Below are 26,373 nucleotides of genomic sequence, written 5' to 3'. Positions count from 1 at the left end.
ATCGGCCCCATTGGTAGCCCCTCCGGCGTTTGAGGAGCGGGGGTCCGGGGGCGGAGCCCCCGAAGCGCCGCCAGGCTTACGGGAAGGGGTGGGGTGGGGAAGGAACCCCCTCAGCGCGGCCACATAGGCGGCCGGGTACAAAAATGCCCGCCCAGATACGCGTGATCCGGATCGTCGTCCCGCAGCTCCCCATGCTCAGCGATCAGCTTCTCCGCGTACGCCTCGGAGTCGTCCCGCGGCTCGTACCCAAGGCCCCGCGCAGCGGACAGGTCCCACCACAGCCGCGTATTCGCCGACGAGCCGTAGACCACCGTGTGCCCGACCTCCGGCGCCGTCAGCGCGGCGTGGAAGAGCCGCGCACCGTCCGCCGGGCTCAGCCACAGCGACAGCATGCGGACGGAGGTCGGCTCGGGGAAGCAGGAGCCGATCCGCACGGACACGGTCTCCACGCCGAACTTGTCCCAGTAGAACTGCGCGAGGTCCTCGCCGAAGGCCTTGGAGAGCCCGTAGTACGTGTCGGGACGGTGCGGCACATCGACCGGAAGCCGCGGGTCGCCGGACCGGGGCCGCGGGTGGAAGCCCACCGCGTGGTTGGAGGACGCGAACACCATGCGCCGGACGCCCTCCTCGCGGGCCGCCTCGTACAGGTGGTACGTCCCCTCGATATTCGCGCGCAGGATCCTGTCGAAGGAGGCCTCGAGGGAGATGCCCGCCAGGTGCAGGACCGCGTCGACACCGCGTACCGCCTCGTGCACCGCCGCCTTGTCGGCGAGGTCGGCGGTGATGGCGTCCGGGGCGCCCGGGATGCGGCGCACGTCGAAGAGGCGCAGGTGGTAGCCGAAGGCGGGCAGCAGCTCGCGCATCAGGGTGCCGAGTCCGCCGGCGGCGCCGGTGAGCAGGACGGTGCGGGGGGCGGCGACCATGGCGAACTCCTCGACGCTCTTTGGAACTTGATGCACCCTTATTCACAAGCATGGACAAGCTAGGGATCTGTGTGCGAGCCCGTCAAGGGGCTGACAGAGTGGCCGTACCGGTGCTTGACCGTCGAGACGGAGCCACCGTAGCGTGCTCATCGTTCAGAAACATGGACGCTAATCAGAAACGTGCACGGGGGTGCGGGTCGGGCCCGGGTGCACCCGTCCGCCGCTGCCCAGGGAGAGCCCGTGACGCAAGGCCCGCCAGCATCCGCCACCCTTGCCACCCGGCTGAGCGTCCCCAGCGGACCGCTCTTCTTCCCCGTCACCGCCTTCGGACCCGACGGCGCCCTCGACCTCGACGCCTACCGCGCGCACGTCCGCGCGGGCATCGACGCGGGCGGCGCGGCGGTCTTCGCCTGCTGCGGCACGGGGGAGTTCCACGCCCTGACCCCCGAGGAGTTCCGCGACTGCGTCGCCGCCGCGGTCGAGGAGACGGCGGGCCGGGTGCCGGTGGTCGCGGGCGCCGGATACGGCACCGCCCTCGCGGTCCGCTACGCCCGGCTCGCCGAGGAGGCGGGCGCGGACGGGCTGCTCGCCATGCCGCCGTATCTCGTCGTCCCCGGCCAGCAGGGCCTGCTGCGCCACTACACCCAACTCGCCGACGCCACCGGTCTGGACGTCATCGTCTACCAGCGCGACAACGCCGTCCTCACGCCCGAGACCGTGGTACGCCTGGCCGGGCACCCCCGGATCATCGGCCTCAAGGACGGCCTGGGCGACCTGGAGCTGCTGCAACGCACCGTGAGCGCGGTGCGCACCGCACGCCCCGACGACGCCTTCTGCTACTTCAACGGCCTGCCCACCGCCGAACTGACCGCGCTCGCGTACCGCGGCCTCGGCGTGACCCTCTACTCCTCGGCGGTGTTCTGCTTCGCACCCGACCTCGCCCTCGCCTTCCACCGGGCCCTGAACTCCGGCGACGACACGACCGCGAACCGGCTCATCGACGGCTTCTACCGGCCGTTCGTGGAGCTCCGCAACCAGGGCCGCGGCTATGCGGTCTCGCTGGTCAAGGCGGGCGTACGGCTCACCGGGGCGGAGGTCGGCGAGGTGCGGCCCCCGCTGCACGAACCCGAACCCGGGCATGTGCGGGCGTTGGCCGAACTCATTGAGCAGGGGCGGGAGTTGCTCCGCCGAACGCGCGACGATCGCGATGGCGGTAACGGCCGCGATGGCGGTAGCGGCCGTGCTGGCGGTGAGCGCGCATGAGGGCCGGAGCCTTCCTCTACCCCTGGGACGTGCTCGGCGACCCGGACGCGCCCGCCCGCATCGCGGACCTCGGCGTCCACCAGGTGACCCTTGCCTCCGCGTACCACTCCACCCGCGCCCTCACCCCGCGCCACCCACACCACCGCATCGTCACCGCCGAGCACGCCGCCGTGCTCTACCCGCCCGGGGACCGCTGGCACGGCCGTACGCTGCGGCCCTCCCCCGCCGGTGACTGGGCACCCGGTGACGCCTTCGGGGAAGCGGCCGCGCTGCTCGCCGACGCGGGCGTCGAGGTCCACTCCTGGGTGGTCCTGGCCCACAACTCCCGTATGGGCGCCGAACATCCCGACACCTGCGTGGTGAACGCCTACGGCGACCGCTACCCCTGGGCGCCCTGCATCGCACAGCCCGCCGTGCGCGCCTACCTCGTGGACCTGGCGGCGGAGGCGGCCGCACAGCCGGGCGCGCACGGCACCGAGCTGGAGTCCTGCGGCTGGTACGGGCTCGCGCATCTGCACGCCCACGACAAGACGGCGGGCGTCCGTCTCGGCGACGCCGCGCAGTACCTGATGTCCCTGTGCTTCTGCCCGGCCTGCCGGGCGGGGTACGCGGAGCACGGCCGGTACGCCGGTGACGCCGCCGAGCTCGCGGCGGCGGTACGGCGCGGCCTCGAACCGGTGTGGCGGGGCGAGACGGATCCGGACGCCCCGATGGGCGAGCTCCTCGGCGCGGAACCGACCGCCGCCACCCTGGAGTTCCGGCTGCGCACGGCCCGCGCCCTACAGGAGGCGGCGGTCGCGGCGGTACGCGACGCCGCCCCGGAAGGCTTCCGGGTCCTGCTGCACGCGGACCCGGTCCCGTACCACTGCGGCGCGAACGCCGGAGTGGACCCGGAGCACGTCCTGTCGGTGGCGGACGGGGTGGTGGTGCCGTGCACGGGCGGGCCGGACCTCCTGGAGCCCTTCACGCGGGCGCGCGCCAAGACGGGCCCGGACAGCGGCGGCGTGCTCGCGGCGAACCTCACCGTGGTACGCGGGATGGGCGGCCGCCCCTCGGAACTCGGCGCCGATGTGCGGCGGGCGGCGCAGGCCGGGGCGACCGAAGTCCGGCTGTATCACGCGGGGTTGGCCTCGGACACGGATCTGACGGCGGTACGACGGGCGCTGGCGGACTCCCTTCCCCAGGCCGGGGCGTAGCAGGTCGGCGACGGGGCAAGCCGGTGCACTGCGGGACGGAGAGGGTCCGGATGCGTCATGCTGGCAGCGTGGCAGTCACTCCTGGTGTGGCCGCCCGTGGACCCCACCGAGGTGATCAGGCATGCCGAACAAGGGCATTGAGAAGGTCTACGCAGTGGTGTGTGTCGGCGACTTCGGCGCGGCGCTCGACTGGTACGAGAAACTCCTCGGCCGGGGGCCCGACCACGCCCCCATGGACGGGCTCGCCGAGTGGTACTTGGGGCGCGCGGGCGATATCCAGCTGTACGCCGACGGGGAGCGGGCCGGTTCCTCGCTGCTCACGCTCTCGGTGACCGATGTCGACAAGTACGTCGCCGTCGCCCTGAGCAACGGCCTCGACCCGGAGGACATCGACGACGTCGAGGACACCGACGGCGGCTACCGCATCGCCACGCTCCGTGACCCCTCGGGCAACACGGTGACGCTGGCCCAGCCGCTCCGCGCCTGAGCACACCGTGAACAGGCCCTGAGGGGTCAGCCCTTCAGGGCCGCCGCCATCATCGCCTTCGCCACCGGCGCGGCCAGGCCGTTGCCGCTGACCTCGGAGCGGGCCGCGTCCGAGTCCTCGATCAGGACGGCGACCGCGACCTTCTTGCCGCTGCTGTCCTCGGCGTACGAGGTGAACCAGGCGTACGGCGTCTTGGAGTTGTTCTCGCCGTGCTGCGCCGTGCCCGTCTTGCCGCCCACGGTGGTGCCGGAGATCCGCGCGTTACTGCCGGTGCCGTCCTCGACCACCGTCTCCATCGCGGACTGAAGCTGCTCGGCCGTGCCAGAGCCGAGCACCCGCTGCGAACCGGCCGAAGCGTCCAGATCTTCGAGCGTGGAGCCGTCCGCGTCGGTCACCTTGGACACCATGTGCGGATCGGCGAGCGTGCCGCCGTTCGCGATCGCCGCCGACACCATCGCCATCTGGAGGGGCGTCGCCGTCACATCGAACTGGCCGATGCCGCTCAGGGCGGTCTGCGCCTTGTCCATGTCCGAGGGGTAGCGGCTCTCGGTCGCCCGCACCGGGACGTCCTGCTCCGCGTCGTTGAAGCCGAACTTCTCCGCCATCGCCTTGACCTTGTCCTGGCCCAGATCGGCGGCCATCTTGCCGAAGACGTTGTTGCACGAGTACTGGAGCGCGGTGCGGATGGTGGCGTTCTCGCAGGGCGCCGAGGGGTTCTCGTTCTTCAGCGGCGTCGTGGTGCCCGGCAGTGTGTACGGATCGGGGCTGTGGGTCTTCTCGTCCACCGAACCGTAGAGCCCGTCCTCCAGGGCGGCCGCCGCGACCACCAGCTTGAACGTCGAGCCCGGCGGCAGCGGCTGCCGCAGCGCCCGGTTGACCAGCGGCTTGTCCTCGTCCTCGGAGAGCTGCTGCCAGGCGTCGCCGTCCGTCGAACCGCTGATCTTCGAGGGGTCGTACGACGGCGTGGAGACGAGGCCGAGGATCTTGCCGGTGGCCGGGTCGATGGCCACGGCCGCGCCCTTCTTGCCGCCGAGCGCCTGGTACCCGGCCTTCTGCACCGCCGGGTCGATCGAGGTGACCACGTCGCCGGGGTCGGCCCGCTTGCCGGTCACCGTGTCGACGGGGTTCTTGAGGCGGGTGTCGGTGCCGTCGAGAACGTCCTTGTAGATGCCCTCCAGCTGCGTCGCGCCGTACACCTGCGAGCTGTAGCCGGTCACCGCGGAGTACAGCGCGCCGTTCTCGTACACGCGCTTGTACTTGAGGTCGCTGCCCTTGGTCCTCTCCGAGCCGGTGACCGGCTCCCCGGCCACGATGATGTTGCCGAGCGGAGCCCCGTACTGCTCGATGGCGGTCCGCCGGTTGTGCTTGTTGTCCGCGAGCGCCGTGCCGTCGTAGAACTGCACCCAGGTCGCCCGTACCAGGAGGGCGAGCACCATGAGCAGCGTGAAGACGGCGGCGCGCCTGATCGTCTTGTTCATCCCACTGAGGTGACGAACCGGGCGGAGTCCGTCGTTCCGCGCCCGGCGTTTTCTCAGAAAACGTTCATATCGATCAAGCCCGGCCGATCGATCAAACCCGGCCGGGCTTGATCGATCGGCGTCAGTTGTCGACAGTGAGCTCCGTGACCACCGCTCCGTGATCGGAGTAGAACGGTCCGTTCTCGTGCGCGGGCAGCCGCTCGTCCACGACGTACGCGTCCCTGACCCCGATCCGCGGGCCGCGCGCGAAGACGAAGTCGATCCGGTCCTTGGTGATCATGTCGGCGTAGTCGGGGTGCGGGCTCCAGGTGCGGCCCGGGTCCGCGCACACGTCCGGGTGGGCCTCCCGGTAGGTGTCCTTGAACCCGGCGTCGGTCAGGACATCGGTGGCCGCCAGGTCGTAGGAGAGCCCGAAGTGGTGGGCGCACTTCGCCCACCGCTCGGTCCAGTCCCCGGCCGGGACCGTGTTGAGGTCCCCGGCAAGCAGGACGGGGTCCGTGTTCCCGTCGAGCATGTGCGGCAGCTGCTTCCGCACGATGTCCGTGACCTGCGGGATCTGCTTGCCGTTCTCGGCCTTCTGGACCTGCCGCGGGGTGTAGGTGGGGGTGCGGCCCGCCCGTACGTCCTTGGCGTTGGTGTCGATCATGTCGCCGATCCACGGGTCCGTGTACGACGTCCAGGTGTCGAAGAGGTTGAGCCGTTGCCCACCGGGGAGCCGCACCCGGGCCCCGCCGATGTTGAAGTCGGTCACGGTGGCGCCGGTCGGCTTCGCGAAGGTCTTCTCGACGTCGTACCGCGTGAAGATCCACAGGTTGTCGCTGCTGCCATCGGTCACCTGGACCGCGTGGTACTCGCCCTTACCGGCCCGCTCGGTCAGGGCCTCGCGGATCTCCCGCGCGGAGCCGTATGTCTCCACGGCGAAGAACACATCGGGGGCGATCTCGGCCAACTGGTCAAGCAGCAGCGCGAAGTTCTTCTCGCCGCCCAGGCCGTCGTCCTTACCGCCGTGGAAGATGTTCCAGGCCAGGACACGTACCTGGTCGGCGCCCGGCGCGGGCGGAGCGGCCGGTGCGGTGAACGCCAGGGAGGCGAGCGCCGCGACGAGGACGGCGGCACCGCGGCGGAGTCGGCGGATCTTTGAGGTCAGCACGGGGGAGATCTCAGCACGGGGCACGGGGGAAGGGAAGAACGCGGCGTGACGCCTTGGTGAAGGGATGACGGTTCCTGCGGTGCCCCTGCCGTGCTCCGGCCTTCTCCTACCTGCTCCTGACCTTCTCCTACCTGCTCCTGACCTTCTCCTACCCTGCCCTGACGAACCGTGCCTCGTACGCCGCGATCACCGCTTGCGTGCGGTCCCGTGCCCCCGTCTTGGCAAGGACCGACGCGACGTGCGTCTTGACCGTGGCGGGGCCGACGTTGAGTCGGGCCGCGATCTCCGCGTTGGCCAGGCCGTCGGCCATCAGGCGGAGCACCTCCGCCTCGCGCTCCGTGAGCCGCCCCACCCACGCGGGCGGGCGCGGCTGCGGGGCCGACGCGTGGGTGGCGGCGAGTGCGCGTACCGCCGCGGGGAACAGGAGCGAGTCGCTGCGCGCCACCAGGCGTACGGCCTGGACGAGTTCGGCCGGTTCGGCCCGCTTGAGCAGAAAGCCCGCGGCGCCGGCGCGCAGGGCGTCGTACACATACGCGTCGTTCTCGAAGGTGGTGACCACGACCACGCGGGGCGGCTCGGCGAGCGTGCCGAGGATCTGCTCGGTGGCGCGGATGCCGTCGATCTGCGGCATGCGCACGTCCATCAGGACGACGTCGGGCCGCAGTTCGCGCACCACGGACACCGCCTCGGCACCGGTGGCCGCCTCGCCCACCACCTCCAGGTCGGGCTCGGCGTCGAGCAGGACGCGCAGGGCGGTACGCACCATGCGCTCGTCGTCGGCCAGTACGAGGCGTAGGGCGGGGGCATCGGTCACGGTCGTGTCTCCAGGGGAATCCGTACGTACAGGGTCCAGGTCCCGTCCGCCGCGCCCGCCTCGGCGGTGCCGCCCAGGAGCCGGGCGCGCTCGGCGATGCCGGGGAGGCCGCGGCCGCCGCCGGGGCGCGGCCCCGAACCGGCCGCGTCCGGCAGCGGGTTGGCGACGGTGAGGCCGAGGTGCCCGGCGGCCAGGGCGACGCGCACCGTCACGGGGGCGCCGGGGGCGTGCCGCAGGGCGTTGCTCAGGCCCTCCTGCACGATGCGGTAGCCCTCGCGGGAGACAAGGACGGGCAGCCCGGAGAGGTCGCCGTCGACGCTCGCGGCCACGGTCCGCCCCCCGGCGCGGGTGCGAGCGAGCAGCCCGTCGAGGTCGGCGCCGAGCGTGGGCGTGGGACCCGAGGGGATCCCCGCTGTGTCCTCGGTGGCCTCGCCCGCCCGCAACAGGCCAAGGACCGCGTCGAGTTCGCCCACCGTGCGCCGTGTCGTGTCCTCGATGGCGGTCAGCGCCTCCCGTACGAAATCGCGGTCGGTGTCGAGCACCCGGCGCGCCGCGCTCGCCTGCAGTGTGACGGCGCTCAGGGCGTGGCCCACCGAGTCGTGCAGCTCCCTGGCGAGCCGGTTCCGTACCGCGAGGTCGGCGGCGCGGGCCTCGGCCGCCGCGAGCCGGTCCGCGGGCGTCGGCCCGAGCAGCGCCGGGGCGCACCGGGCGAGCAGCGCCGCGGCCCCGGCGGCGCAGGCCGCGAGGGCGATCAGGCAGACGGCCCCGGCGACCGGTGAGAGCACCAACCCCCAGGTGTGGTCGAAGAGTTCGGGGATGCCGAGCCGGGGCGCACGCAGGCCGGGAAAGAACGGCAGCACGATCAGGACCACGGCGAACGGTGGCGTCGCCAGGGTCGCGCCGCTGACCAGGGCGCCCACGCCGAGGTGCAGCGTGAACCAGGCAGAGGTCCGCCCGCGCGCCGTCCACGACCGCGCGGGTCCGTCGGCGAGTTGACCGTCCGGTACCGCGCACAGGGCCCGCGCCGCAAAGGCCGAGAGCGGCCGGGCCGCCGGGAAGAGTGCGCTCAGGGCGACGAGCGGCAGGGCGGCGGCGTACGCGGTGAACAGCGCGCCGAGCGAGGCCGGGAACAGCGCCCGCTCGCCGAACAGCGGCCCGACGAACACCGAGGTCAGCAGGTAGTACGGCATCAACAGGGCGCCGCCGAGCACCAGATGGAGCCAGCGCAGCCAGGCCCGGTGCCCGAACAGCGCGGCCGCGACACGGCGTCCGACGATCATCTGCACAGCGTAGGACCTCACCCGCTCGGGGGAGGTACGTCAGCCCCCGGAGCGATGGCACCGCTCCGGGGATCGAAGACGCTGAGATCCATGTCAGCGATCAACGGGCAACGTCCGGCCACGGCTTCACACGACACCGAGCGTCCCGTTCCCAGGTGGGCGGTCGTGACCGCCCATGCGATCCCGTTCGTCCTGCTACCGCAGTGCCTATGGCGGCTGCCCTTCGCGTTCGACTTCACCATGGGCATGATCGATCCGAACGCGTCACCCATACCGCGGTACTGGGGCATCCCCTATGTCTTCGGACTCAGTGTGCTGTCGGAGGCTTTGGCGCTGCTCTGCTTCGGCTTGGTCCGGGGATGGGGCGAGATCGCACCCGGCTGGCTTCCGGTCATCGGGGGCAAACGCATCCCGCCGCTCGCGGCGATCATCCCGGCCACACTCGGTGGGCTGGCCGCCACGGCCTTGTGGGGAAGCGGGCCGCTCGCGTGGCTCCACGTCCCGGGATTCCATGCTCTGGGGTACTCCAACGGCTGGTGGGAATTGCTGGCGAAGGTGTGCATCGGCCTGGCGACGCTGTGGGGGCCGATGGTGCTGGCACTGACCTACGCCTATTACGTCCGCCGCTGCCGAAGCCGGAGGTCACAGTGACCGTCCCCGTAACGACGCAGAGACGCAAGGACGCACGGTCCCTTGCCCCGGTATCCCGGTGGAGCCGGTGGATTCGGCGGTGGCCGGAGTGGGCGCCGGCTGCCGCCGTGGCCTGGTGCGCGGTGTATGCCGCCGTCCAGGCGGCCCGGGTAGGAAAAGGAACGAGCCTGCCCTTCCCCCTGCCCGCCCCGTACGCAGCCCTCGCCCAGCTGACCCTGGCCACGCTGGCCGTCGTCGCCGCGGCCGCCTGCTTGGTAAGTCGGCGACCGCTCGGCCGGCCCGGCCGCAGGGCAGTGAGCTGCGCGCTCATCCTGACCACCCCGGCCTTCGCCCTGGGGATGACCGTCCTGCCCATCTATGCCGTCCCCCTGGCCTCCGGTTCGGGCCTTGAGAGCGTCACCGGCCTGGCCCATGCGCTGCTGAGCACGGCCCTTACCTGCTGCCTCGTCCTCGTCGGCCTGTCGTACCGCCGACGGCTGGCCGGCGCCTGCCCCCGCTGCGGCCACCGGCACACCGGCGGCCACGACGCCCCGCTCGTCCATCCCGGCGCCTCGACCGCCTCCCGCCGCACCAGGAAACGGGCCTACCTGCTGGTCTGCGGGGTGCTCCCATGGGCCGGCGTCAAAACCGTCTGGACACTGGGCGGTGACGCGCTCGGTATCACGGCCGAGAAGTGGCGGGAGTCGAACTCCGGGGGCTCCGAACTGTCCAAGGCACTCGCCTCAGTGGGCATCGATGTGACCGTGCTGGCCGCCGGGCTCGGAATCTTCCTCCTGGTCGGCCTGCTGCACCCGTGGGGCCAGGTGTTCCCCCGCTGGACCCTGCTCCTCTCCGGCCACCGGGTGCCCCGGCTGCTCCCCCTCATCCCCGCCTGGCTGACCACGGTCGGCCTCTCGGCCTACGGCATCTTCCTGCTGCTCTACGCCCCGCTCGCCGCCCTCGGCGTGGTACCGGCCCCGGAACCCGATCCGGAACTGGGCGGCACTCCCTCCGGCACCCTCTGGCTGGTCGCCTTCGGCGGAATGGCGTTCGGCGGCCTGGGCCTCGCCCTCCTCACCGCAGCGCGCTCCTACTCCGCCCGCACCCGCCCCACCTGCGCCACCGCGACCACCCCGGCTGAATAGAAATCTCAAGCGGGCTGCGGCTGCGGCACGCGGCGCCAGTGCCCAATGGGGATGGGGCACCTCACCCAAGCCGCAGCATCAGCTCCGCGATCTCCGCCCCGCGCGCCGCCGCGAACCCGTGCTCCCGCCCCACCACCACGAACCCGCACTTCTCAAGGACCCGAGCGGAGCCCCCGTTGTCCGCCGCCGCGCGCGCGTACAGCGGGCGCTCCGGGACCTCGGCGAGCAGCGCGCGCAGCGCCGCCGTCGCGATGCCGCGCCCCCACGCGGGCCGGTCGATCCAGTACGTCACCTCGCGTTCGCCCGGCTCGCCGTACACCGCCGCGTGCCCCACCACGTCGCCGTCCGCGAGGACCGTACGGAGCACCACGTCGCCCGAGGTCCGGATACGCGCCCAGTGCGCGTCGAACCGGTCCCGATCGGCCGGATCCTTCGGCGTGAACGCGGCCATGCGCAGCGCCTCGGGGTCGTTCAACTGCCGGAAGAACACCGGGAGATCACTGTCGTGCACGGGACGCAGCGCCACCTGCGGGGCCGTCCCCTCCGTTCCGTACGCCATGGGTCAGAGCCTCCGCGTCGCCAGGGTCAGCCGGTCCCGCGCGTCGAACAGCGCGTCCTTGATCATCTGCTCGTGGGCCGGGGTCAGCCGCGCCACCGGCACCGAGCAGCTGATGGCGTCCCGCGCGGGCGTGCGGTACGGGATCGCGACGCCGAAGCAGCGCAGGCCGAGGGTGTTCTCCTCGCGGTCCACCGCGAAGCCCTGCTCACGCACCTGGCGCAGCTCCTCGATCAGCTGCTCGCGGTCGGTGAGGGTGTGCTCGGTCAGCTGCGGCAGCGTCTCGGGCAGCATCTTGCGCACCTGCTCGTCGCTGTACGTGGCGAGCAGCGCCTTGCCGAGCGAGGTGGAGTGCGCGGGCAGACGGCGGCCGACCCGGGTGAACGGCCGTAGATAGTGCTGGGATTGGCGGGTGGCCAGGTAGACCACGTTCGTGCCGTCCAGGCGGGCCAGGTGGATGGTCTCCGTGGTGTCGTCGGAGAGCCGGTCCAGGGTCGGCCGTGCGGCCGCGACCACCTCGTCCCCGTCGATGTACGACGTACCGACGAGCAGGGCGCGTACGCCGATGCCGTACCGCGTGCCGGTGGCGTCCGTCTCCACCCAGCCGAGCTCCACCAGGGTGCGCAGGAGCATGTAGAGGCTGGACTTGGGGTAGCCGACGGCCTCCTGCACGGCGGCGAGGGAGTGCATACCGGGCCGCCCGGCGAAGAACTCCAGCAATTCCACGGTCCGCACGGCGGACTTGACCTGCGCTCCAGCCCCGGAACCCACCCCGGGCCCCGCCCCGGATCCCGCGCCCGCATCGGCAGCCGACATCGCCCTTGACCCCTTCACTCGCCTGCACATAGCCTCCGACGACACCCTGCTCATTCACCATCGGAGACGCTGTTCACCATATCGAACGGTGGGCGAGAGGGAAGCCCCCGTGGGAAGCCTCGCGGACGGCATCAGAACGGGCACGTGGAAGGAACCGGCCGTGGCAGCAGCACCAGTCTGGAGCGTCGACCCCCGAACCGGGAAGCGCCGGGAACAAGTTGCCGAGGAGGCCACGGCCGCCGAGGTGGACCGGTCGGTACGCGCCGCCCACGCCACCCGCACCGCCCTCGCCGACCGGGCCGCCCGCGCCACCCTGCTGCGCGCCGCCGCCGACCTGCTCGACGAGGCGGCCCCGCACGTCATCGAGGCCGCCGACGCCGAGACCGCCCTCGGGCCCGGGCGGCTCACCGGCGAACTCGCCCGTACGACCTACCAGTTGCGGTCGTTCGCGGACCTCGTGGACGAAGGCGCGTACCTCGACATCGTCATCAACCACGCCGACGACAAGCCCACCCCGCCCTGGCCCGACCTGCGCCGCTACAAGGTGCCGCTCGGCGTCGTCGCCGTCTACTCGGCCTCCAACTTCCCGCTCGCCTTCTCCGTACCCGGCGGCGACACGGCGAGCGCCCTCGCGGCCGGCTGCCCGGTCGTGGTCAAGGCCCACCCCGACCACCCGGCCACCTCCGAGCTGTGCGCCGACGCGCTGCGCCGCGCGGCCGTACGGGCCGGACTGCCCGCGGATGTCGTGCAGTTGGTGCACGGCTTCGACGCGGGCCTCGAACTCGTACGGCACCCGCTGGTCGCCGCGGCCGGGTTCACCGGCTCGGTACGCGGCGGGCGCGCCCTCTTCGACGCGGCGGCCGCCCGCCCGCACCCGATCCCGTTCCACGGCGAACTCGGTTCCCTGAACCCCGTGGTGGTCACGGAGGCCGCGGTGGCCGAACGGGCCGAGGAGCTCGGGGCGGGGCTCGCGGGCTCCATGACGCTGGGCGTCGGCCAGTTCTGCACCAAGCCGGGGCTCGTGCTCGCGCCCGCGGGACCGGCCGGGGACGCCTTCGTGACGGCCCTGACGCATGGCGTGAGCGAGGTCGAGGCCGGTGTGCTCCTCGATCACCGGATGCGGGACGCGTTCGTGGCGGGGGTGCGCGAGCGGGCGGAGCTGGCGGACGTGACCGCGCCGGTGACGCCGGGTGCGGGAGGCGAGCACACGGTCGGCGCCGGGTTCCTCACGGTCCCGGCGGCGCTGCTCGCCGAGGCCGGTGGGCCGCACGATCTGCTCCTCGAGGAGTGCTTCGGGCCGGTGACGGTGGTGGCTCGGTACGCCTCCGCGGCGGAGATCGAGGCGGTGCTCGGGCGGCTGCCCGGGAATCTGACGGCGACGCTGCAGCTCGGCGCGGGTGAGGAGACCGACGGCAGCGCGGCGGCCCTGCTCGACGCGCTGACCGGGCTCGCCGGGCGGGTCCTGGTCGGCGGGTGGCCTACGGGGGTTGCGGTGGCGCCCGCGCAGCACCATGGAGGGCCTTATCCGGCTACGACGTCGACGTCGACCTCCGTGGGCGGGACGGCCGTTGAGCGGTGGCTGCGGCCGGTGTCGTACCAGTCGGTGCCGGATGCGCTGCTGCCCGCGGAGCTGCGGGAGGGGAATCCGCTGGGGCTGCCTCGGCGGGTTGATGGGCGGTGGGAGGGTGCGGCTTCGTAGGGGGTTTTGGTCCCCAGCCCCGCCCCTTCCCGAAACTGGGGGCTTCGCCCCCAGGCCCCCATATCGGCCTGAACGGCCTCGTCCTCAAACGCCGGACGGGCTATTTCGTGAGCCGTACGGTCGCCACCGCCGCCCCTGCAAGCACCCCCGCGCTCACCAGGAGCGCGATGCGCAGCCCCGACGTGAAGTCCCCTGCCAGAGCCGTACCGAAGACCGCCACGCCGAGACCTCCGCCCACCTGACGGGCCGAGTTGAGGACGCCCGAGGCCACTCCGGCCCGCTCTGCCGGTACCGCCTCCAGGACCGCGGCCGTCAGGGGCGGGATCGTCAGGGCGCAGCCGAGGGACATCGGGATCAGGAGCAGCGCGAGCGGTACGGCGGGGGTGGATTCGTTCACCGTCAGGAGGAGTAGTGAGCCGACCGTGGCGAGCAGCAGGCCGGTCAGCATCGGCAGGCGTGGCCCGAAGCGGGAGGTGAGGCGGCCGGAGGCGACGTTGACCGCCGGGATCAGGGCCGTCATCGGCAGGAACATCAGGCCCGCCGCGAGCGCCGAACGCCCCTGCGCCTGCTGGAAGTAGAGGCCGAAGGCGAAGACCAGGCCGTAGAACGCGACGCTGCACGCCGTCCCCGCGGCCACCGAGATCGCCACCGTCCGGTCCCGGAACAGGCCGAGCGGCACCACGGGGTGCGGCGACCGCGCCTCGATCAGCAGGAACGCCGCGCCCGCGGCCACCGCCACCGCCCCGGCCACCAGGCCCGCCGTACCGCCCTCGATCACCGCGAGGGTCAGCGCCGTCAGGGCGAGGACCGCGGTCAGCTGGCCCGGCAGGTCCAGGGGTGCGGGCCGCCGCTCGGCGCGCGGGGCGCGAAGCAGCAGGAGCAGGGCCACGGAGCCCAGCGGCAGGTTGACGAAGAACACGGCGCGCCAGTCCCAGGCCGTGATCAGGGCGCCGCCCGCGATCGGCCCGAGCGCCACGGCCACGGACGCGCCCGCCGCCCACAACGACACCGCGCGCGCCCGTCGTGCCGGGTCCGAGAAGCCCTGCCGTACGAGGGCGAGCGAGGCCGGAAGGACCACGGCCGCCGCGACGCCCTGCACCACCCGGGCACCGATCAGGGTGGCAAGGGACGGGGCGAGACCGCAGGCCACGGAGGCCGCCGTGAACAGCGCGATGCCGAGCGCGAAGGCCCTGCTCGCCCCGGCCCGGTCCGCGAAGGCGCCGGTGGAGAGCATCAGGGCGGCGAGCGCCAGTGTGTACGCGTCCACCACCCACTGCAGTCCGGTCATGCCGCCGCCGAGGCTGCTCCCGATCGCGGGGAGCGCGACATTGACGATGGAGGTGTCCAGGACGATCAGCGCGAAGCCCAGGAGCGCGGCGAGCAGGGTGAGGCCGGGGGAGGGCGGCCTGTCCCTCAACTTTCCGTGCGGCGCGGGCAGTTGAGGTGTCCTGGGGGAGGCGTCGGAGGGATGCGCTGTGGTCATGGGGACAAGCTTGGTGATCTTCCGACGAGTACAGTAGTGGCCTGAATGCCATACATCCGGAGGTTCTGGCCATGCCGTCCGTGCCACACCGGGTCGCCGTCATCGCGCCCGCGCCCGTCTCGATGTTCAACCTCGCCATCCCCGAAGTGCTCTTCGACAAGACCGAGGTGGACGGCGGCCCCGGCTACCAGGTGGTCATCTGCACCGCCGAGCCAGGCCCCGTACCCACCACCGGCGGGCTCGACCTGCACGTGGGCCGCGGCCTCGACGCGGTCGCGGAGGCGGACACCGTGGTCGTAGCCGGTACGGGGCACCGCTACGAGCCGGACCCGCGCACCGTAGCGGCCGTCCGCGAGGCCGCGGCCGAGGGCAAGCGCATCGCCTCCATCTGCAGCGGAGCGTTCGTGCTCGCGGAGGCCGGGCTGCTCGACGGGCGCTCCGCGACCACGTACTGGGGACTCGCCGAAGAGTTGCGCAAGCGCTACCCGTCCGTCGACCTGAAGGGCGACGTGCTGTACGTCCAGGACGGTCAGGTCCTCACCGCCTCCGGCTACGCCTCCGGGATCGACCTGTGCCTGCACATCATCCGCACCGACTACGGCGCGGCCGTCGCCAATACGGTGGCCAGGCTCGCCCTTGTCGCGCCGGTACGGCCGGGCGGGCAGACCCAGTTCACCCAGACCCCACTGCCCCAGGAGCGCGGCACCGAGTGCGCCGACACCCGCGGCTGGGCCATGCGCAACCTCGACAAGCCGCTCACGCTCAACGACCTGGCACGGCACGCGGGCGTCAGCGTCCGCACCCTGACGCGGCGCTTCCACGCCGAGGCCGGAGTCAGTCCTCTGCAATGGCTGCTCCACCAACGCATCGAACGAGCCAAGGAACTCCTGGAAACCACAGACCTCCCCATGGACCAGGTAGCCCAAGCCAGCGGCCTGGGCACAGCGGACTCCCTCCGCAAGCACGTGGTGCGCCGCACGGGCCTGACCCCGAGCGCGTACCGCACGTCGTTCAACCAACGGGTCCCGTCCGGCGTTTGAGGCCCTTCTTTCCCCAGCCCCGCCCCTTCCCGAAAGCCTGACGGCGCTTCGGGGCCCGCGGCGAAGCCGCTGATGGATGCAGCGCCCCCGGACCCCCGCTCCTCAAACGCCGGAGGGGTTACTAATAGCCCGTCCGGCGTTTGAGGACGAGCGCCTTCAGCGCGATACGGGGTCTGGGGCGGAGCCCCAGTTACGGGAAGGGGCGGGGCTGGGGAAAAACTCCACCGGCAGCGCCGCGGGCGACCAGTGGATCAGGCTCGGCTGCATCTCCACCTCAACCCCCGGCGCAAGCCGCAGAGACGGCAACCGCCGACTCAGCAGCTCAAGCGTGACGCGCAGCTCCGAGCGAGCCAGCCCCGCCCCAGGGCACCCATGCACCCCGTGCCCGAACCCAAGATGCCGATTCGACGCCCGCCCCGGATCGAACGTATCCGGGTCCGCGGTCAGCGAAGGATCCCGGTTCGCCGCACCGTACGACACGAACACGTGCGCCCCGGCGGGCAGTTCCGTGCCGCTCAGGCGCACCGGACGTGTCGTGACGCGGCGGAAGCCCTGCACCGGTGAGCCCCACCGCGCCGCCTCCTCGATCACCGCGGGGATCGACGACGGGTGGCGGCACACCTCCTGCCAGCGCGACGGTTCGGCGAGGAGCCGGTGAAGGACCGTGCCGATCAGGGCCGTGGTCGTCAGATGCCCGGCGAGCAGCAGGTTCTGGAGGTTGGACACCAGTTGGCCGAGGCGGTCCCCCTCTGGGCGCGCCCCGTCAGGTACCGCGGCCCGTACCATCTCCACGGCCAGCTCGGCGGCGTCGTCCGGCCGCTCCCACACTCGTATCGCATGCGCCGTGAGCAGCCGGTTCAGGGCCAGTACGTCATGCGCCGCGCGCACCTGCTCGGCCACCGGCAGCGGCCGGAAGAGCAGTTCCTCGGCGCGGCGGCCGCCGTGCAGCGCCACCGGAACGTCCTCGTCGCGCAGGCCGAGCAGGTGGCACACGACCGCGCCGGGCAGCAGCCGGGCGTACTGCGCCATCAGCTCGGCGCGGCCGGATGCCGCGAACCCGTCCACCAGGGCATCCGCCCGCTCCGCCACGAACCCCGCGGCCGCCGCGACCCGCGCCGCGGACAGCCCTCGCACCAGGGGTGCCCGCAGCGCCTGATGCGCGAGGCCGTCCGCCGAAATGACGACCGGGCCGCCCCGGGTGCCCCGCGCCAGGACGGCGAGCGCCTCCGGAGCCGGGGTGACATCGGGGCGCAGCGCGTTGGCCGAGGAGAACTCCTCGGGCCTGCGCAGCACTTCGCGCACGTCCGCGTACCGGCTGACCAGCCAGGCGTCCAGCTCCGGTACGAAGGTGAGGCCCTCGGCGGCGCGGGCACGGGCGTAGCACGGGTACGGGTCGCGTTGCAGGGCGTCCAGGGCGTCCAAGGCGTCCAAGGCGTCCAGGGCATCCGGGTCGTCCTGGGTGTGGGGGGTTGTCATGCGGTCATCGTGCAGCAACCCACCCGGCCCGGGCAGGTCGAGATCCGGCCACCCGGCCCGGCCCCGTAGCGAAGCCGCAGGTCAGCAGCCTCGTATAAGCAACGCTTAGGGACACCCCGCAATGATGCGCAATGGACGGGCAGTTGGTCCAGGCAGCACAGTTGGTGCATGGAGAGACTGGAGAGCCTCAGCGGCGCCGCCTTCGCGCCGCGCACGACCTATCTGAACACCGCAAGCACCGGCCTCCTGCCGGCCGACGGGGTGCGCGCGATGCAGGACGCGGTAGCCGGGGCCGCCGCCGGGCTGCCGATCGACATGTTCGGGGACATGGAGGCGTCCCGCGCCGCCTTCGCGCGGCTCGCCGGGGTGCCGCCCGAGCGGGTGGCGACCGGCAGCTCGGTCGCCCTCTACACGGCCCTGATCGCCGCCGCGCTGCCGGAAGGCGCCGAAGTCCTGGTCGCCGAGGGGGACTTCAGTTCCCTGGTCAACCCGTTCCACGTGCGCGCGGACCGGGGCGAGCTCAAGCTGCGCACGGTGCCGCTGGAGGAGCTGGCCGCCTCGGTGGGCCCCGGCACCGCCCTGGTCGCCTACAGCGCGGTGCAGTCGGCGGACGGCCGGGTCGCCGATGTGGCCGGGATCCGGGCGGCGGCCCGCGCCCACGGCGCCCGTACGCTGGTCGATGCCTCGCAGTCCGCGGGCTGGCTGCCCCTGGACGCGGCGGTCGAGGACTTCACCGTGGCCGTCGCCTTCAAGTGGCTGACCTGCCCGCGCGGCATCGTCTTCTTCGTGGTCCCGGAGGACCTGGGCGATCTGACGCCGCTGTTCGCGGGCTGGGTGGCGGGGGAGAAGCCCTGGGACAGCTGCTACGGGCCGGTCACCGACCTCGCCCGGTCCGCGCGGCGGTACGACGTCAGCCCCAGCCTGTTCTCGTACGCCGGGGCCCGGCCCGCGCTCGAGCTCCTGGGGCGGATCGGCGTCGAGACGGTGCACGCCCACAACGTGGCGCTCGCCGACCGCTACCGCGCGGGCCTGGTCGCGCTCGGCCACGAGCCGGTGCCCGCGCCGGGCTCGGCCATCGTGTCGGTGCCGGAACTCGGGGCGCGGCAAGGGGAGTTGAGCGGAGCGGGGATCGAGGTGTCGGACCGGGCGGGGAATCTGCGGACCGCGTTCCACTTCTACAACTCGGCCGCCGACGTGGACCGGCTGCTCGACGTACTGTCCGCCTGAGCTCCTGAGCTCCTCAGTTCCTGAGAGCGAGCGGAGACAGGCACGCGGCCCGGCGCCCCGCGAGAGGGGCGGCCGGGCCGCATGGGTGAGAGCGATGAACGGGCGTTACCGCACCGGTGTGAAGTCCCGCGCGCCGATGTACGCGGGGCGACGGATCGGAGCCGCGAACGGCTCCACCGCGGTGTTCTCCACGCTGTTGAACACGAAGAAGACATTGCTCCGCGGGAACGGCGTGATGTTGTCACCACTGCCGTGCATGGTGTTGCAGTCGAACAGCACGGCCGAGCCTGCCTTGCCGACCCACTGGGCGATGCCGAACTCGTCGGAGAGCTTGGTCAGCGCCTCGTCGGACGGGATGCCCGCGTCCTGCATCTGCAGCGACCGCTTGTAGTTGTCCTTCGGCGTGGCGCCCGCACAGCCGAGGAACGTCTTGTGCGACCCCGGCATGAGCAGCAGGCTGCCGTTGAACGCGTAGTTCTCGGTGAGCGCGATGGAGACGGAAACGGTCCGCATGTTCGCGAGCCCGTCCTCCGCGTGCCACGTCTCGAAGTCCGAGTGCCAGTAGAAGCCGGATGCGCCGAACCCGGGCTTCACATTGATACGGGACTGATGGATGTAGACGTCGGAACCCAGGATCTGCCGGGCCCGGCCCACGACGCGCGGGTCCGCCGCCAGCTTGGCGAAGACCTCGCTGATCTTGTGCACCTCGAAGATGGAGCGGACCTCCTGGGACTTGGGCTCGACGATGGAGCGCTCGTCCGCGCGCATCGTCGGGTCGTTCACCAGGCGGTCGAGCTCCGCCTGGTAGGTGCCCACCTCGTTCTCGGAGACCAGCTCGTCGACCTGGAAGAAACCGTCCCGGTCGAACGCCGACAGCTCCGCGGCCGCGAACGGCCCCTCCGTACCCGGCTCGGACCACACAACGGGGTCCTTGCGCTCGGTCAGCACCTCGTCGGCGCCTCGGGTCGGGTACAGGTCAGCGGTGCGTTCGGGTGCGGTGGTCATGGTGTTGCCTGCCTCTCCTCTCGTACGGCCCTGTTCGGGATGTACCCGGCCGCCGTGCCCCTGCCCCAGGGGCGGGGGCACGGCGGCCGGGAGTCAAGTGGAGCATCAGCCCCAGGCATTTGGGAGAGGGCGACCCTTAAGGTCACCCTCCCGCGCAGGAATCAGGCCTCGTCCGGCTCCGTGAGGAGCGGGTACACGCCGTTCTCGTCGTGGTCCTCGCGGCCGGTGACCGGCGGGTTGAAGACGCACAGGCAGCGGAAGTCCTCCTTGATCCGCATGGTGTGCTTCTCGTGCCCGTCGAGCAGGTACATCACGCCGGGCGTGATGATGTGCTTCTCGCCGGTCTCGTCGTTGGTGAGCTCCGCCTCGCCCTCGACGCAGACGACGGCCTCGATGTGGTTGGCGTACCACATGGACGTCTCGGTGCCCGCGTACAGCGTGGTCTCGTGCAGCGAGAAGCCGACGCGCTCCTTGGCGAGCACGATCCGCTTGCTCTCCCACGTGCCCGACTTGGACTTGACGTGCCGGTCGGTGCCTTCAATGTCCTTGAACGAACGGACGATCACGGTGAGTTCTTTCCTTCTCTCTTACGTGGACGGGGGCGCGGCTAGGCGTCAGCGCAGGCCGCTCAGGCCGCTCAGGCCGTTTCGCGGACCGCGCGGGCGAGGATGCGCAGGCCCTCGTCGAGCTCGTCCGGCGTGATGGTGAGCGCGGGCAGGAGTTTCACGACCTCGCTCTCCGGGCCGGAGGTCTCGATCAGGAGGCCGAGGTCGAAGGCGCGCCGGGCCACCCGGTTCGCGCGCTCCTTCTCCCGGAACTCCAGACCCCAGACCAGGCCGCGGCCGCGGTACTCCACGGTCTCGTCGGCGTGCTCGGCGCGGATCGCCTTGAGGGCCGCCTCGACCTGCTCGCCGCGGGCGAGGGTCTGCTTCTCCATCTGCCCGTCGGCCCAGTAGGCGTCGAGCGCGGCGGCCGCGGTGACGAAGGCCGGGTTGTTGCCGCGGAAGGTGCCGTTGTGCTCGCCCGGCTCCCACTGGTCGAGCTCCGGCTTGAACAGCGTGAGGGCGAACGGCAGGCCGTAACCGCTGATGGACTTCGAGACGGTGACGATGTCCGGCACGATGCCCGCCTCCTCGAAGGAGAAGAACCCGCCGGTGCGGCCGCAGCCCATCTGGATGTCGTCGACGATGAGCAGCATGTCCCAGCGCTTGCACACGTCGGCGAGCTTGCGCAGCCACTCGGCGCGGGCGACGTTGATGCCGCCCTCGCCCTGCACGGTCTCGACGATCACGGCCGCAGGCTGGTTCAGGCCGGAGCCGGAGTCCTCGAGGAGACGCTCGAACCAGATGAAGTCCGGGGTCTTGCCGTCGAGGTAGTTGTCGAACGGCATCGGCGTGCCGTGCACCAGCGGGATACCGGCGCCGGCCCGCTTGAAGGCGTTGCCGGTCACGGCGAGCGAGCCGAGCGACATGCCGTGGAAGGCGTTCGTGAAGGACACGATGGACTCGCGGCCCTTGACCTTACGGGCCAGCTTCAGCGCGGCCTCGACCGCGTTGGTGCCCGTCGGGCCCGGGAACATGACCTTGTACGGCAGGTCACGCGGCCGCAGGATGATGTTCTGGAAGGACTCGAGGAACGCGCGCTTGGCCGTGGTCGACATGTCCAGGCCGTGCGTGACGCCGTCACGCTCGATGTAGTCGATCAGTGCGCGTTTGAGGACCGGGTTGTTGTGCCCGTAGTTGAGCGACCCGGCACCGGCGAAGAAGTCCAGGTACTCGTGGCCGTCCTCGTCGTACATGCGGCTGCCCTGCGCGCGGTCGAAGACCGTGGGCCAGCCGCGGCAGTAGCTGCGCACCTCCGACTCCAGGGTCTCGAAGACACTCAGGTCCGGCTGGGTGATGGTCACAGCGAATCTCCTCCTGGGAGATGAAAGTCGTGGGGGTCCGATGAACAGGACTGTGGGGCCTTGCGGCCTCGGGGGTACGGCGTGCCTTGTCGCGGGTCAGAACGACAGCGGGCCTATGCGGTAGAGCACCTCGGGGTCGTGGCCCCCGTCGGGGAACTGTCCGGTCTCGAACAGCACGTCGCGTGTGACGGTCGCACCGTGACGCTCGCCGAAGGAGGTGAAGAGGCGCTCGGAAGCGGTGTTGCCCGGAGTGATGGTGGTCTCCAGGGAACGCAGCTCCTGCTGCTCTGCGACTCGGGCGCTCAGACCGTCCAGCATCGCCGCGGCCAGGCCGCGGCCGCGCTGCCCCTCGTCGACGGCCACCTGCCAGATCAGCAGGGTGTGCGGGCGCTCGGGTCTGATGTAGCCGGTGATGAAGCCGACCGCCTCGCCGCGGGCGTCCCGCGCGACCACCGACGTACCGGCGAAGTCGCGGCACCACAGCAGGTAGCTGTACGAGGAGTTGAGGTCGAGGGTCTTCGAGTCGCGAGCGATCCGCCAGAGCGCGGCTCCGTCGTTCACCTCCGGGGTGTCGAGCCGCAAGTCCCCCGGCATTTCACGGCTGGTTTTCCGGGGGGTATCCCCCGGACCCCCAGCGGGTCGGGCACTTGCAAGGTCTGCTTGTGCGGCTGTCATGCCAATTGAATTTACCTACCCAAAATTAAAATTGCATCGCGAGGAGGGGTTACCTGAACGGCGATGTTGTGTTATCGCGCGGGCGTGCGCGCTCGCGTGAGTCCGCGGTAGAATGTGCAGGTCTGTCCGGAATTTTTCGGGCGAAGCGGACGTCTTGTGGCGTCGGTCACAAGGCTGTAACTCCCGCGAGATGTGTCCGAATCACGAGGTTTGGCGCTAGCGAAATCTTTGTGTTTAGCTATGAGGAGAGCGGGCAGAAGAATACGGGAAGCTGCTCTGGTAAACCCAGGAAAAGCAGCTTCCCGTATCTGTGAATTCGGTATACGCCATTAATTTGTGGGCAGGCGAGAACTCCAGGCGGCCGCCACCGCCCGCCGGGCCGCAAGCAGGTCCACCGCGATCCCGGACCCGGCGAGCGCGTCGGCAAGGGCCGCGAGGCTCGCGTGCACCACGCCCCGGGTCGCGTCCGCGCCGTAGTGATTGACCCGGATCATCTCCTTGGCCAGCTCACCGGCGCCCGCCACCAGTGGCAGCTCCGGATCCGCCGCGAGGGCCTTCCGCACGAGCTCGGCCGCGTGCACCCCGGCCGGAGCGCGCAGCGTCGTCGCCACCGGCGCCGCGTCCCGCGCCTCGTACACATACGGCTCCAGGCCACCGCCGAGCGCCTGCGCGCCCGCCCGGGTCGCCGCCGCGGCCGTCGCGTGCCGCGCCATCACCGCGTCCAGGCCCTCCGCCTCGATCCGCTCCACACACGCCTCGAGGGCGAGCATCTCCAGCTGCGCCGGAGCGTGCGGGAGCGCCTTGCGGCCGCCGTCGATCCACCGCTCCTTCCAGTCGAGCAGCGACAGATACGAGCGCCGCGGCGCCCGCTCATTGGCCTGGAACCGCTGCCAGGCGCGCTCGCTCACCGAGGCCGCCGACACCCCGGCCGGGCCGCCCATCGCCTTCTGCCCGCCGATCACGCACAGATCCACGCCCCACGCGTCCACGAGCAGCGGCTCCGCGCCCACCGAGGCGACCGCGTCCAGCATGAACAGGGCGCCGTGCTCCCGGACCACCTCGCCGATCTCCGCGACCGGGTTCGTGTTGCCGGTCGCCGCCTCCGCGTGCACCAGCGAGACGAAGTCGATCTCCGGGTGCTCGGCGAGCGCCTCCCGCACCTGCCGCGCCGTGACCGCCGTGTGGAACGGCACCGCCAGATCGATCACCGTCGCCCCGCAGTCCCGCAGCCAGTTCCCGAAGGTCTGCCCGTACGGACCGGTGATCACGTTCAGCGCCGTCGAACCGGGCCGGGCGCCCGAGCGGATGCACGCCTCCAGCGGAAGCAGCGCCTCGCCCTGCATGATCACGACGTCCTGCTCGGTGCCGAGCAGCCGCGCCACCCTCCGCTCGATCGCGGCGAACCGCGCGGCGCTCAGCGGGGCCAGGTCCAGAAAGGGGTGGGTCACGGCGGTGCTCTCTCTTCGCTCGAGGGGTACGGGCAGGCTCTTCGCTCAAGGGGTACGAGCAGGCTGCCCGTTCGAGCGTACCGAGGGCCCTCCTAAGCTGCTGTCATGGTTTCCGGTAGCGAGAACGCGGTGCTCAGGGTGAAGGGGCGGGTGCTCGTCGGGCCCGAGGACGTACGCGACGAACTGTGGGTCGTCGGCGGCAGGGTGACCTTCACCCCGCCCTCCGGCGCCCGCGACGTCCGTACCGTCGAGGGCTGGGCGCTGCCCGGCCTGGTCGACGCGCACTGCCACGTCGGGCTCGACGCACACGGCGCGGTCCCGGCCGACGTGGCCGAGAAGCAGGCCCTCACCGACCGCGAGATCGGCGCGCTGCTGCTCCGCGACGCGGGCTCGCCCTCCGACACCCGCTGGATCGACGACCGCGACGACCTGCCGAAGATCATCCGCGCGGGTCGGCACATCGCCCGCCCCAAGCGCTACATCCGCAACTACGCGCACGAGATCGAGCCCGAGGAACTCGTCGCGTACGTGGCGCAGGAGGCCCGGCGCGGCGACGGCTGGGTCAAGCTGGTCGGCGACTGGATCGACCGCTCCACCGGCGACCTGGGCGCCCTGTGGCCCCGGGCCGAGGTCGAGGCGGCGATCGCGGAGGCGCACCGGCTCGGCGCCCGCGTCACCGCACACTGCTTCGCCGAGGACTCGCTGCGCGACCTGGTCGAGGCGGGCATCGACTGCATCGAGCACGCCACCGGCCTCACCGAGGACACCATTCCGCTCTTCGCCGAGCGCGGCGTCGCCATCGTGCCGACCCTGGTGAACATCGCGACCTTCCCCCGGCTCGCCGAAGGCGGCGAGAAGAAGTTCCCGATCTGGGCCGACCACATGCGCCGCCTGTACGAGCGCCGGTACGACACCGTCCGCTCCGCCTACGACGCCGGGATCCCGGTCTTCGTCGGCACGGACGCGGGCGGCAGCCTGCCGCACGGCCTGGCCGCCGCGGAGGTCGCCGAGCTCACCACGGCGGGCATCCCGCCGCTCGAGGCGCTCTCCGCCACCACGTGGGGCGCCCGGCAGTGGCTCGGGCGGCCCGGCCTGGAGGAGGGGGCGCCCGCGGACCTCGTGGTGTACGAGTCCGACCCGCGCGCGGACGTGCGGGTGCTCGCCGCGCCGCGGCGCGTGGTGGTCAACGGGCTGGTTGTGAGCTGACGGCGTGCGGGCTCTGTGGGCGGCGTGCAGAGTTTGTGTGGGGCGTGCGAACGCGACTGGGGGCGCACGGAGTTGACGCTGCCGTGACGTGACGGGCCAGTGGCTCGTTATGAGCTGCCGCTCAAGCGGATACGTCAACTCCCGCCCCTGCAGGGCTCGGTGACGTGGGTGACTTGAGGGAACGCTGGGGAACGCCTGTGCCGAGAGAGCCGAACACGTGGCCGGAAACCACACGTTGGAGTGAAGTACCCCCAGGTGGATAGTGGTTCACCCATAGTGCGCAAGGATGCGAGGGCCGAGGTCGTCGGTGCCGCTGCGTGTCCCCGTGCGCGACACGGACGTCCTCTGCTGTCCCGAACCCTCTTCCCGTGGGAGTCCCACCACTGTGAACAGCAACCCCTTCCGTATGCCCATGCGGCGCCCGGCCGCCGTCGCGGCCGCGGCCGTCCTCGCCGGGGCCGGGGCGGCCGTGCCCGCCCACGCCACCGATGACGCTCCCGGCCAGGACGGCCGGGCGAGCGCGGCCGTGCTCCGCGCCGACCTGGACGTCTCCCTGCTCGACAAGACCGTCGACGTGCCCCTCACGACCACCCTGAACGAGGTGCACGCCCCGGAGATGCACACCCAGGACGACAAGGGCGACGGCAGCACCAAGGAGAAGACCGCGCTCACCGTCGACGTCGACGGGGTCGACCAGGGCCGCCCGTTCAGCATGCTGCACGCCGAGGTCGCCACCGCGAAGGCCACCGCCGACCAGCACAAGGGCGAGGGCTACACCAACCTCGCCAACGCCAAGGTGCACCTGCCGGGCCTGCCCGCCGTGCCGCTCGTCGAGCTCCAGAAGGTCACGTCCAAGGCGGTGTGCGCGGCGGGGGAGCGGCCCGTGGCGGAGTCCAATGTGCTCGGCGACGTGAGCGTCCTCGGCAAGAAGACCTCGCTCTCCGCGCGCGGCACGACCAAGGTCGAGGTCCCCGACGTCGGTACGGTCACGCTCGCGCTCTCCAAGACGCACCGGACCTCGCGCACGGCGGCCGCGTCCGCGCTCGAACTCAAGGTCGCGGTCGACCCGTTGAAGCTGAACGTCGCCGAGGTCAAGGGCACCGTCACACTCGCGAACGCGACCTGCGAGGCCCCGACGGCGGCGAAGGAGCCCGCGCCCGACCCCTCGGAGCCTGGCGACAAGCCCGAGGCGCCCGGGGACGGCGATGACTCCGCGGGCGGCGAGAAGCCCCAGGGTGGCGGCGACGACCTCGCCGAGACCGGCGGCAGCTCCGCGACGCCGTACCTGGCGGGCGGCGCCGTGGCCCTGGTCGCCCTCGGCGGCGGCGCGCTGTACCTCGCTCGGCGCCGCAGCGCCTCCTGACGGCCGGGCACGTGGGCGTCACCCGGCGAGGGGCCCCGCCAGGTCGTTCCTGTGAGGCTTTCGGACAGATGTTCTGAACACGTGTTCTGAATGGAGCCTTCCGGAAT

General features: G+C 71.7%; 24 protein-coding genes. 10 read left to right on the top strand and 14 right to left on the bottom strand.

Annotation, left to right across the window (positions count from 1 at the left end):
* Window positions 1-110: 110 nt before the first annotated feature.
* A complete protein-coding gene (locus ACWD10_RS27555) occupies window positions 111-923 on the bottom strand; it encodes an NAD-dependent epimerase/dehydratase family protein (protein WP_451095601.1) in 813 nt (270 codons plus the stop codon).
* Window positions 924-1,163: 240 nt separating this feature from the next.
* Between ACWD10_RS27555 and ACWD10_RS27550 the strand changes: the two genes are divergently transcribed.
* From ACWD10_RS27550 to ACWD10_RS27540, 3 genes are all read left to right on the top strand, one after another.
* Entirely contained in the window at window positions 1,164-2,186 is a 1,023-nt protein-coding gene (locus ACWD10_RS27550) for a 5-dehydro-4-deoxyglucarate dehydratase (RefSeq protein WP_451095599.1), read from the top strand.
* On the top strand, window positions 2,183-3,382 hold the full coding sequence (locus ACWD10_RS27545; protein ID WP_451095597.1) for a hypothetical protein: 1,200 nt from the start codon (window positions 2,183-2,185) through the stop codon (window positions 3,380-3,382). Before ACWD10_RS27550 ends, ACWD10_RS27545 begins: the two co-directional genes overlap by 4 nt.
* Window positions 3,383-3,503: 121 nt before the next feature.
* Window positions 3,504-3,869, top strand: a complete 366-nt coding sequence (locus tag ACWD10_RS27540; RefSeq protein ID WP_451095595.1) for a VOC family protein — start codon at window positions 3,504-3,506, stop codon at window positions 3,867-3,869.
* Window positions 3,870-3,895: 26 nt separating this feature from the next.
* On the opposite strand, the gene ACWD10_RS27535 is transcribed toward ACWD10_RS27540, so the two are convergent.
* The 4 genes from ACWD10_RS27535 to ACWD10_RS27520 all read right to left on the bottom strand — a co-directional run bounded on the left by ACWD10_RS27535 (window position 3,896) and on the right by ACWD10_RS27520 (window position 8,591).
* The gene (locus tag ACWD10_RS27535) at window positions 3,896-5,347 is read right to left on the bottom strand and encodes a penicillin-binding transpeptidase domain-containing protein (RefSeq protein ID WP_451095593.1); all 1,452 of its coding nucleotides are present in this window, start codon (window positions 5,345-5,347) and stop codon (window positions 3,896-3,898) included.
* Window positions 5,348-5,468: 121 nt separating this feature from the next.
* The gene (locus ACWD10_RS27530) at window positions 5,469-6,521 is read right to left on the bottom strand and encodes an endonuclease/exonuclease/phosphatase family protein (protein ID WP_451095591.1); all 1,053 of its coding nucleotides are present in this window, start codon (window positions 6,519-6,521) and stop codon (window positions 5,469-5,471) included.
* 124 nt (window positions 6,522-6,645) lie between these two features.
* A complete protein-coding gene (locus ACWD10_RS27525; protein WP_451095589.1) occupies window positions 6,646-7,311 on the bottom strand; it encodes a response regulator transcription factor in 666 nt (221 codons plus the stop codon).
* Complete coding sequence (locus ACWD10_RS27520) at window positions 7,308-8,591, bottom strand: sensor histidine kinase (protein ID WP_451095587.1); 1,284 nt, start codon at window positions 8,589-8,591, stop codon at window positions 7,308-7,310. Before ACWD10_RS27520 ends, ACWD10_RS27525 begins: the two co-directional genes overlap by 4 nt.
* A 90-nt stretch (window positions 8,592-8,681) precedes the next feature.
* On the opposite strand from ACWD10_RS27520, the gene ACWD10_RS27515 reads away from it, so the two are divergent.
* Both ACWD10_RS27515 and ACWD10_RS27510 read left to right on the top strand, forming a co-directional pair.
* Entirely contained in the window at window positions 8,682-9,242 is a 561-nt protein-coding gene (locus ACWD10_RS27515) for a hypothetical protein (RefSeq protein ID WP_451095585.1), read from the top strand.
* Window positions 9,243-9,349: 107 nt separating this feature from the next.
* A complete protein-coding gene (locus ACWD10_RS27510) occupies window positions 9,350-10,366 on the top strand; it encodes a hypothetical protein (protein ID WP_451095583.1) in 1,017 nt (338 codons plus the stop codon).
* A gap of 61 nt (window positions 10,367-10,427) precedes the next feature.
* On the opposite strand, the gene ACWD10_RS27505 is transcribed toward ACWD10_RS27510, so the two are convergent.
* Together ACWD10_RS27505 and ACWD10_RS27500 are read right to left on the bottom strand one after the other, a co-directional pair.
* Window positions 10,428-10,925 (bottom strand): GNAT family N-acetyltransferase, encoded by a 498-nt coding sequence (locus ACWD10_RS27505; protein ID WP_451095581.1) that lies wholly within the window; start codon window positions 10,923-10,925, stop codon window positions 10,428-10,430.
* Window positions 10,926-10,928: 3 nt separating this feature from the next.
* Window positions 10,929-11,738, bottom strand: coding sequence for an IclR family transcriptional regulator (locus tag ACWD10_RS27500; RefSeq protein ID WP_451095579.1), 810 nt, complete (start codon window positions 11,736-11,738; stop codon window positions 10,929-10,931).
* A 160-nt stretch (window positions 11,739-11,898) separates the two neighbouring features.
* Between ACWD10_RS27500 and ACWD10_RS27495 the strand changes: the two genes are divergently transcribed.
* Window positions 11,899-13,437, top strand: a complete 1,539-nt coding sequence (locus ACWD10_RS27495; RefSeq protein WP_451095577.1) for an aldehyde dehydrogenase (NADP(+)) — start codon at window positions 11,899-11,901, stop codon at window positions 13,435-13,437.
* A 100-nt stretch (window positions 13,438-13,537) separates the two neighbouring features.
* Here ACWD10_RS27495 and ACWD10_RS27490 read toward each other — a convergent pair whose 3' ends face one another.
* On the bottom strand, window positions 13,538-14,920 hold the full coding sequence (locus tag ACWD10_RS27490) for an MFS transporter (RefSeq protein WP_451095575.1): 1,383 nt from the start codon (window positions 14,918-14,920) through the stop codon (window positions 13,538-13,540).
* A gap of 71 nt (window positions 14,921-14,991) precedes the next feature.
* On the opposite strand from ACWD10_RS27490, the gene ACWD10_RS27485 reads away from it, so the two are divergent.
* Window positions 14,992-15,960 (top strand): GlxA family transcriptional regulator, encoded by a 969-nt coding sequence (locus tag ACWD10_RS27485; RefSeq protein WP_451095573.1) that lies wholly within the window; start codon window positions 14,992-14,994, stop codon window positions 15,958-15,960.
* 156 nt (window positions 15,961-16,116) lie between these two features.
* Here ACWD10_RS27485 and ACWD10_RS27480 read toward each other — a convergent pair whose 3' ends face one another.
* Window positions 16,117-17,436: a cytochrome P450 gene (locus ACWD10_RS27480; RefSeq protein ID WP_451095571.1), complete on the bottom strand. Its 1,320-nt coding sequence runs from the start codon at window positions 17,434-17,436 to the stop codon at window positions 16,117-16,119.
* A gap of 168 nt (window positions 17,437-17,604) precedes the next feature.
* Here ACWD10_RS27480 and ACWD10_RS27475 point away from each other — a divergent pair, with 168 nt between their 5' ends.
* Window positions 17,605-18,663 (top strand): aminotransferase class V-fold PLP-dependent enzyme, encoded by a 1,059-nt coding sequence (locus tag ACWD10_RS27475; RefSeq protein ID WP_451095569.1) that lies wholly within the window; start codon window positions 17,605-17,607, stop codon window positions 18,661-18,663.
* A 105-nt stretch (window positions 18,664-18,768) separates the two neighbouring features.
* Here ACWD10_RS27475 and thpD read toward each other — a convergent pair whose 3' ends face one another.
* The 5 genes from thpD to ACWD10_RS27450 all read right to left on the bottom strand — a co-directional run bounded on the left by thpD (window position 18,769) and on the right by ACWD10_RS27450 (window position 23,697).
* A complete protein-coding gene (gene thpD / locus ACWD10_RS27470; RefSeq protein ID WP_451095567.1) occupies window positions 18,769-19,668 on the bottom strand; it encodes an ectoine hydroxylase in 900 nt (299 codons plus the stop codon).
* Between the two features lie 161 nt (window positions 19,669-19,829).
* The gene (locus ACWD10_RS27465; protein ID WP_451095565.1) at window positions 19,830-20,234 is read right to left on the bottom strand and encodes an ectoine synthase; all 405 of its coding nucleotides are present in this window, start codon (window positions 20,232-20,234) and stop codon (window positions 19,830-19,832) included.
* Between the two features lie 71 nt (window positions 20,235-20,305).
* On the bottom strand, window positions 20,306-21,574 hold the full coding sequence (gene ectB, locus ACWD10_RS27460; RefSeq protein WP_451095563.1) for a diaminobutyrate--2-oxoglutarate transaminase: 1,269 nt from the start codon (window positions 21,572-21,574) through the stop codon (window positions 20,306-20,308).
* A 96-nt stretch (window positions 21,575-21,670) separates the two neighbouring features.
* Window positions 21,671-22,249: a diaminobutyrate acetyltransferase gene (ectA, locus tag ACWD10_RS27455; RefSeq protein WP_451095561.1), complete on the bottom strand. Its 579-nt coding sequence runs from the start codon at window positions 22,247-22,249 to the stop codon at window positions 21,671-21,673.
* Window positions 22,250-22,578: 329 nt separating this feature from the next.
* Window positions 22,579-23,697 (bottom strand): pyridoxal-phosphate-dependent aminotransferase family protein, encoded by a 1,119-nt coding sequence (locus tag ACWD10_RS27450; RefSeq protein ID WP_451095559.1) that lies wholly within the window; start codon window positions 23,695-23,697, stop codon window positions 22,579-22,581.
* A gap of 105 nt (window positions 23,698-23,802) precedes the next feature.
* On the opposite strand from ACWD10_RS27450, the gene ACWD10_RS27445 reads away from it, so the two are divergent.
* Complete coding sequence (locus ACWD10_RS27445) at window positions 23,803-24,903, top strand: amidohydrolase family protein (protein ID WP_451095557.1); 1,101 nt, start codon at window positions 23,803-23,805, stop codon at window positions 24,901-24,903.
* Window positions 24,904-25,288: 385 nt separating this feature from the next.
* Window positions 25,289-26,266: an SCO1860 family LAETG-anchored protein gene (locus ACWD10_RS27440; RefSeq protein ID WP_451095555.1), complete on the top strand. Its 978-nt coding sequence runs from the start codon at window positions 25,289-25,291 to the stop codon at window positions 26,264-26,266.
* The last annotated feature ends 107 nt before the right edge of the window (window positions 26,267-26,373 follow it).

This window comes from Streptomyces sp. NPDC002851, from assembly GCF_053591935.1.
The sequence above is the reverse complement of the archived record's forward strand: the minus strand, read 5'-3'. Positions and strand labels throughout refer to the sequence as shown.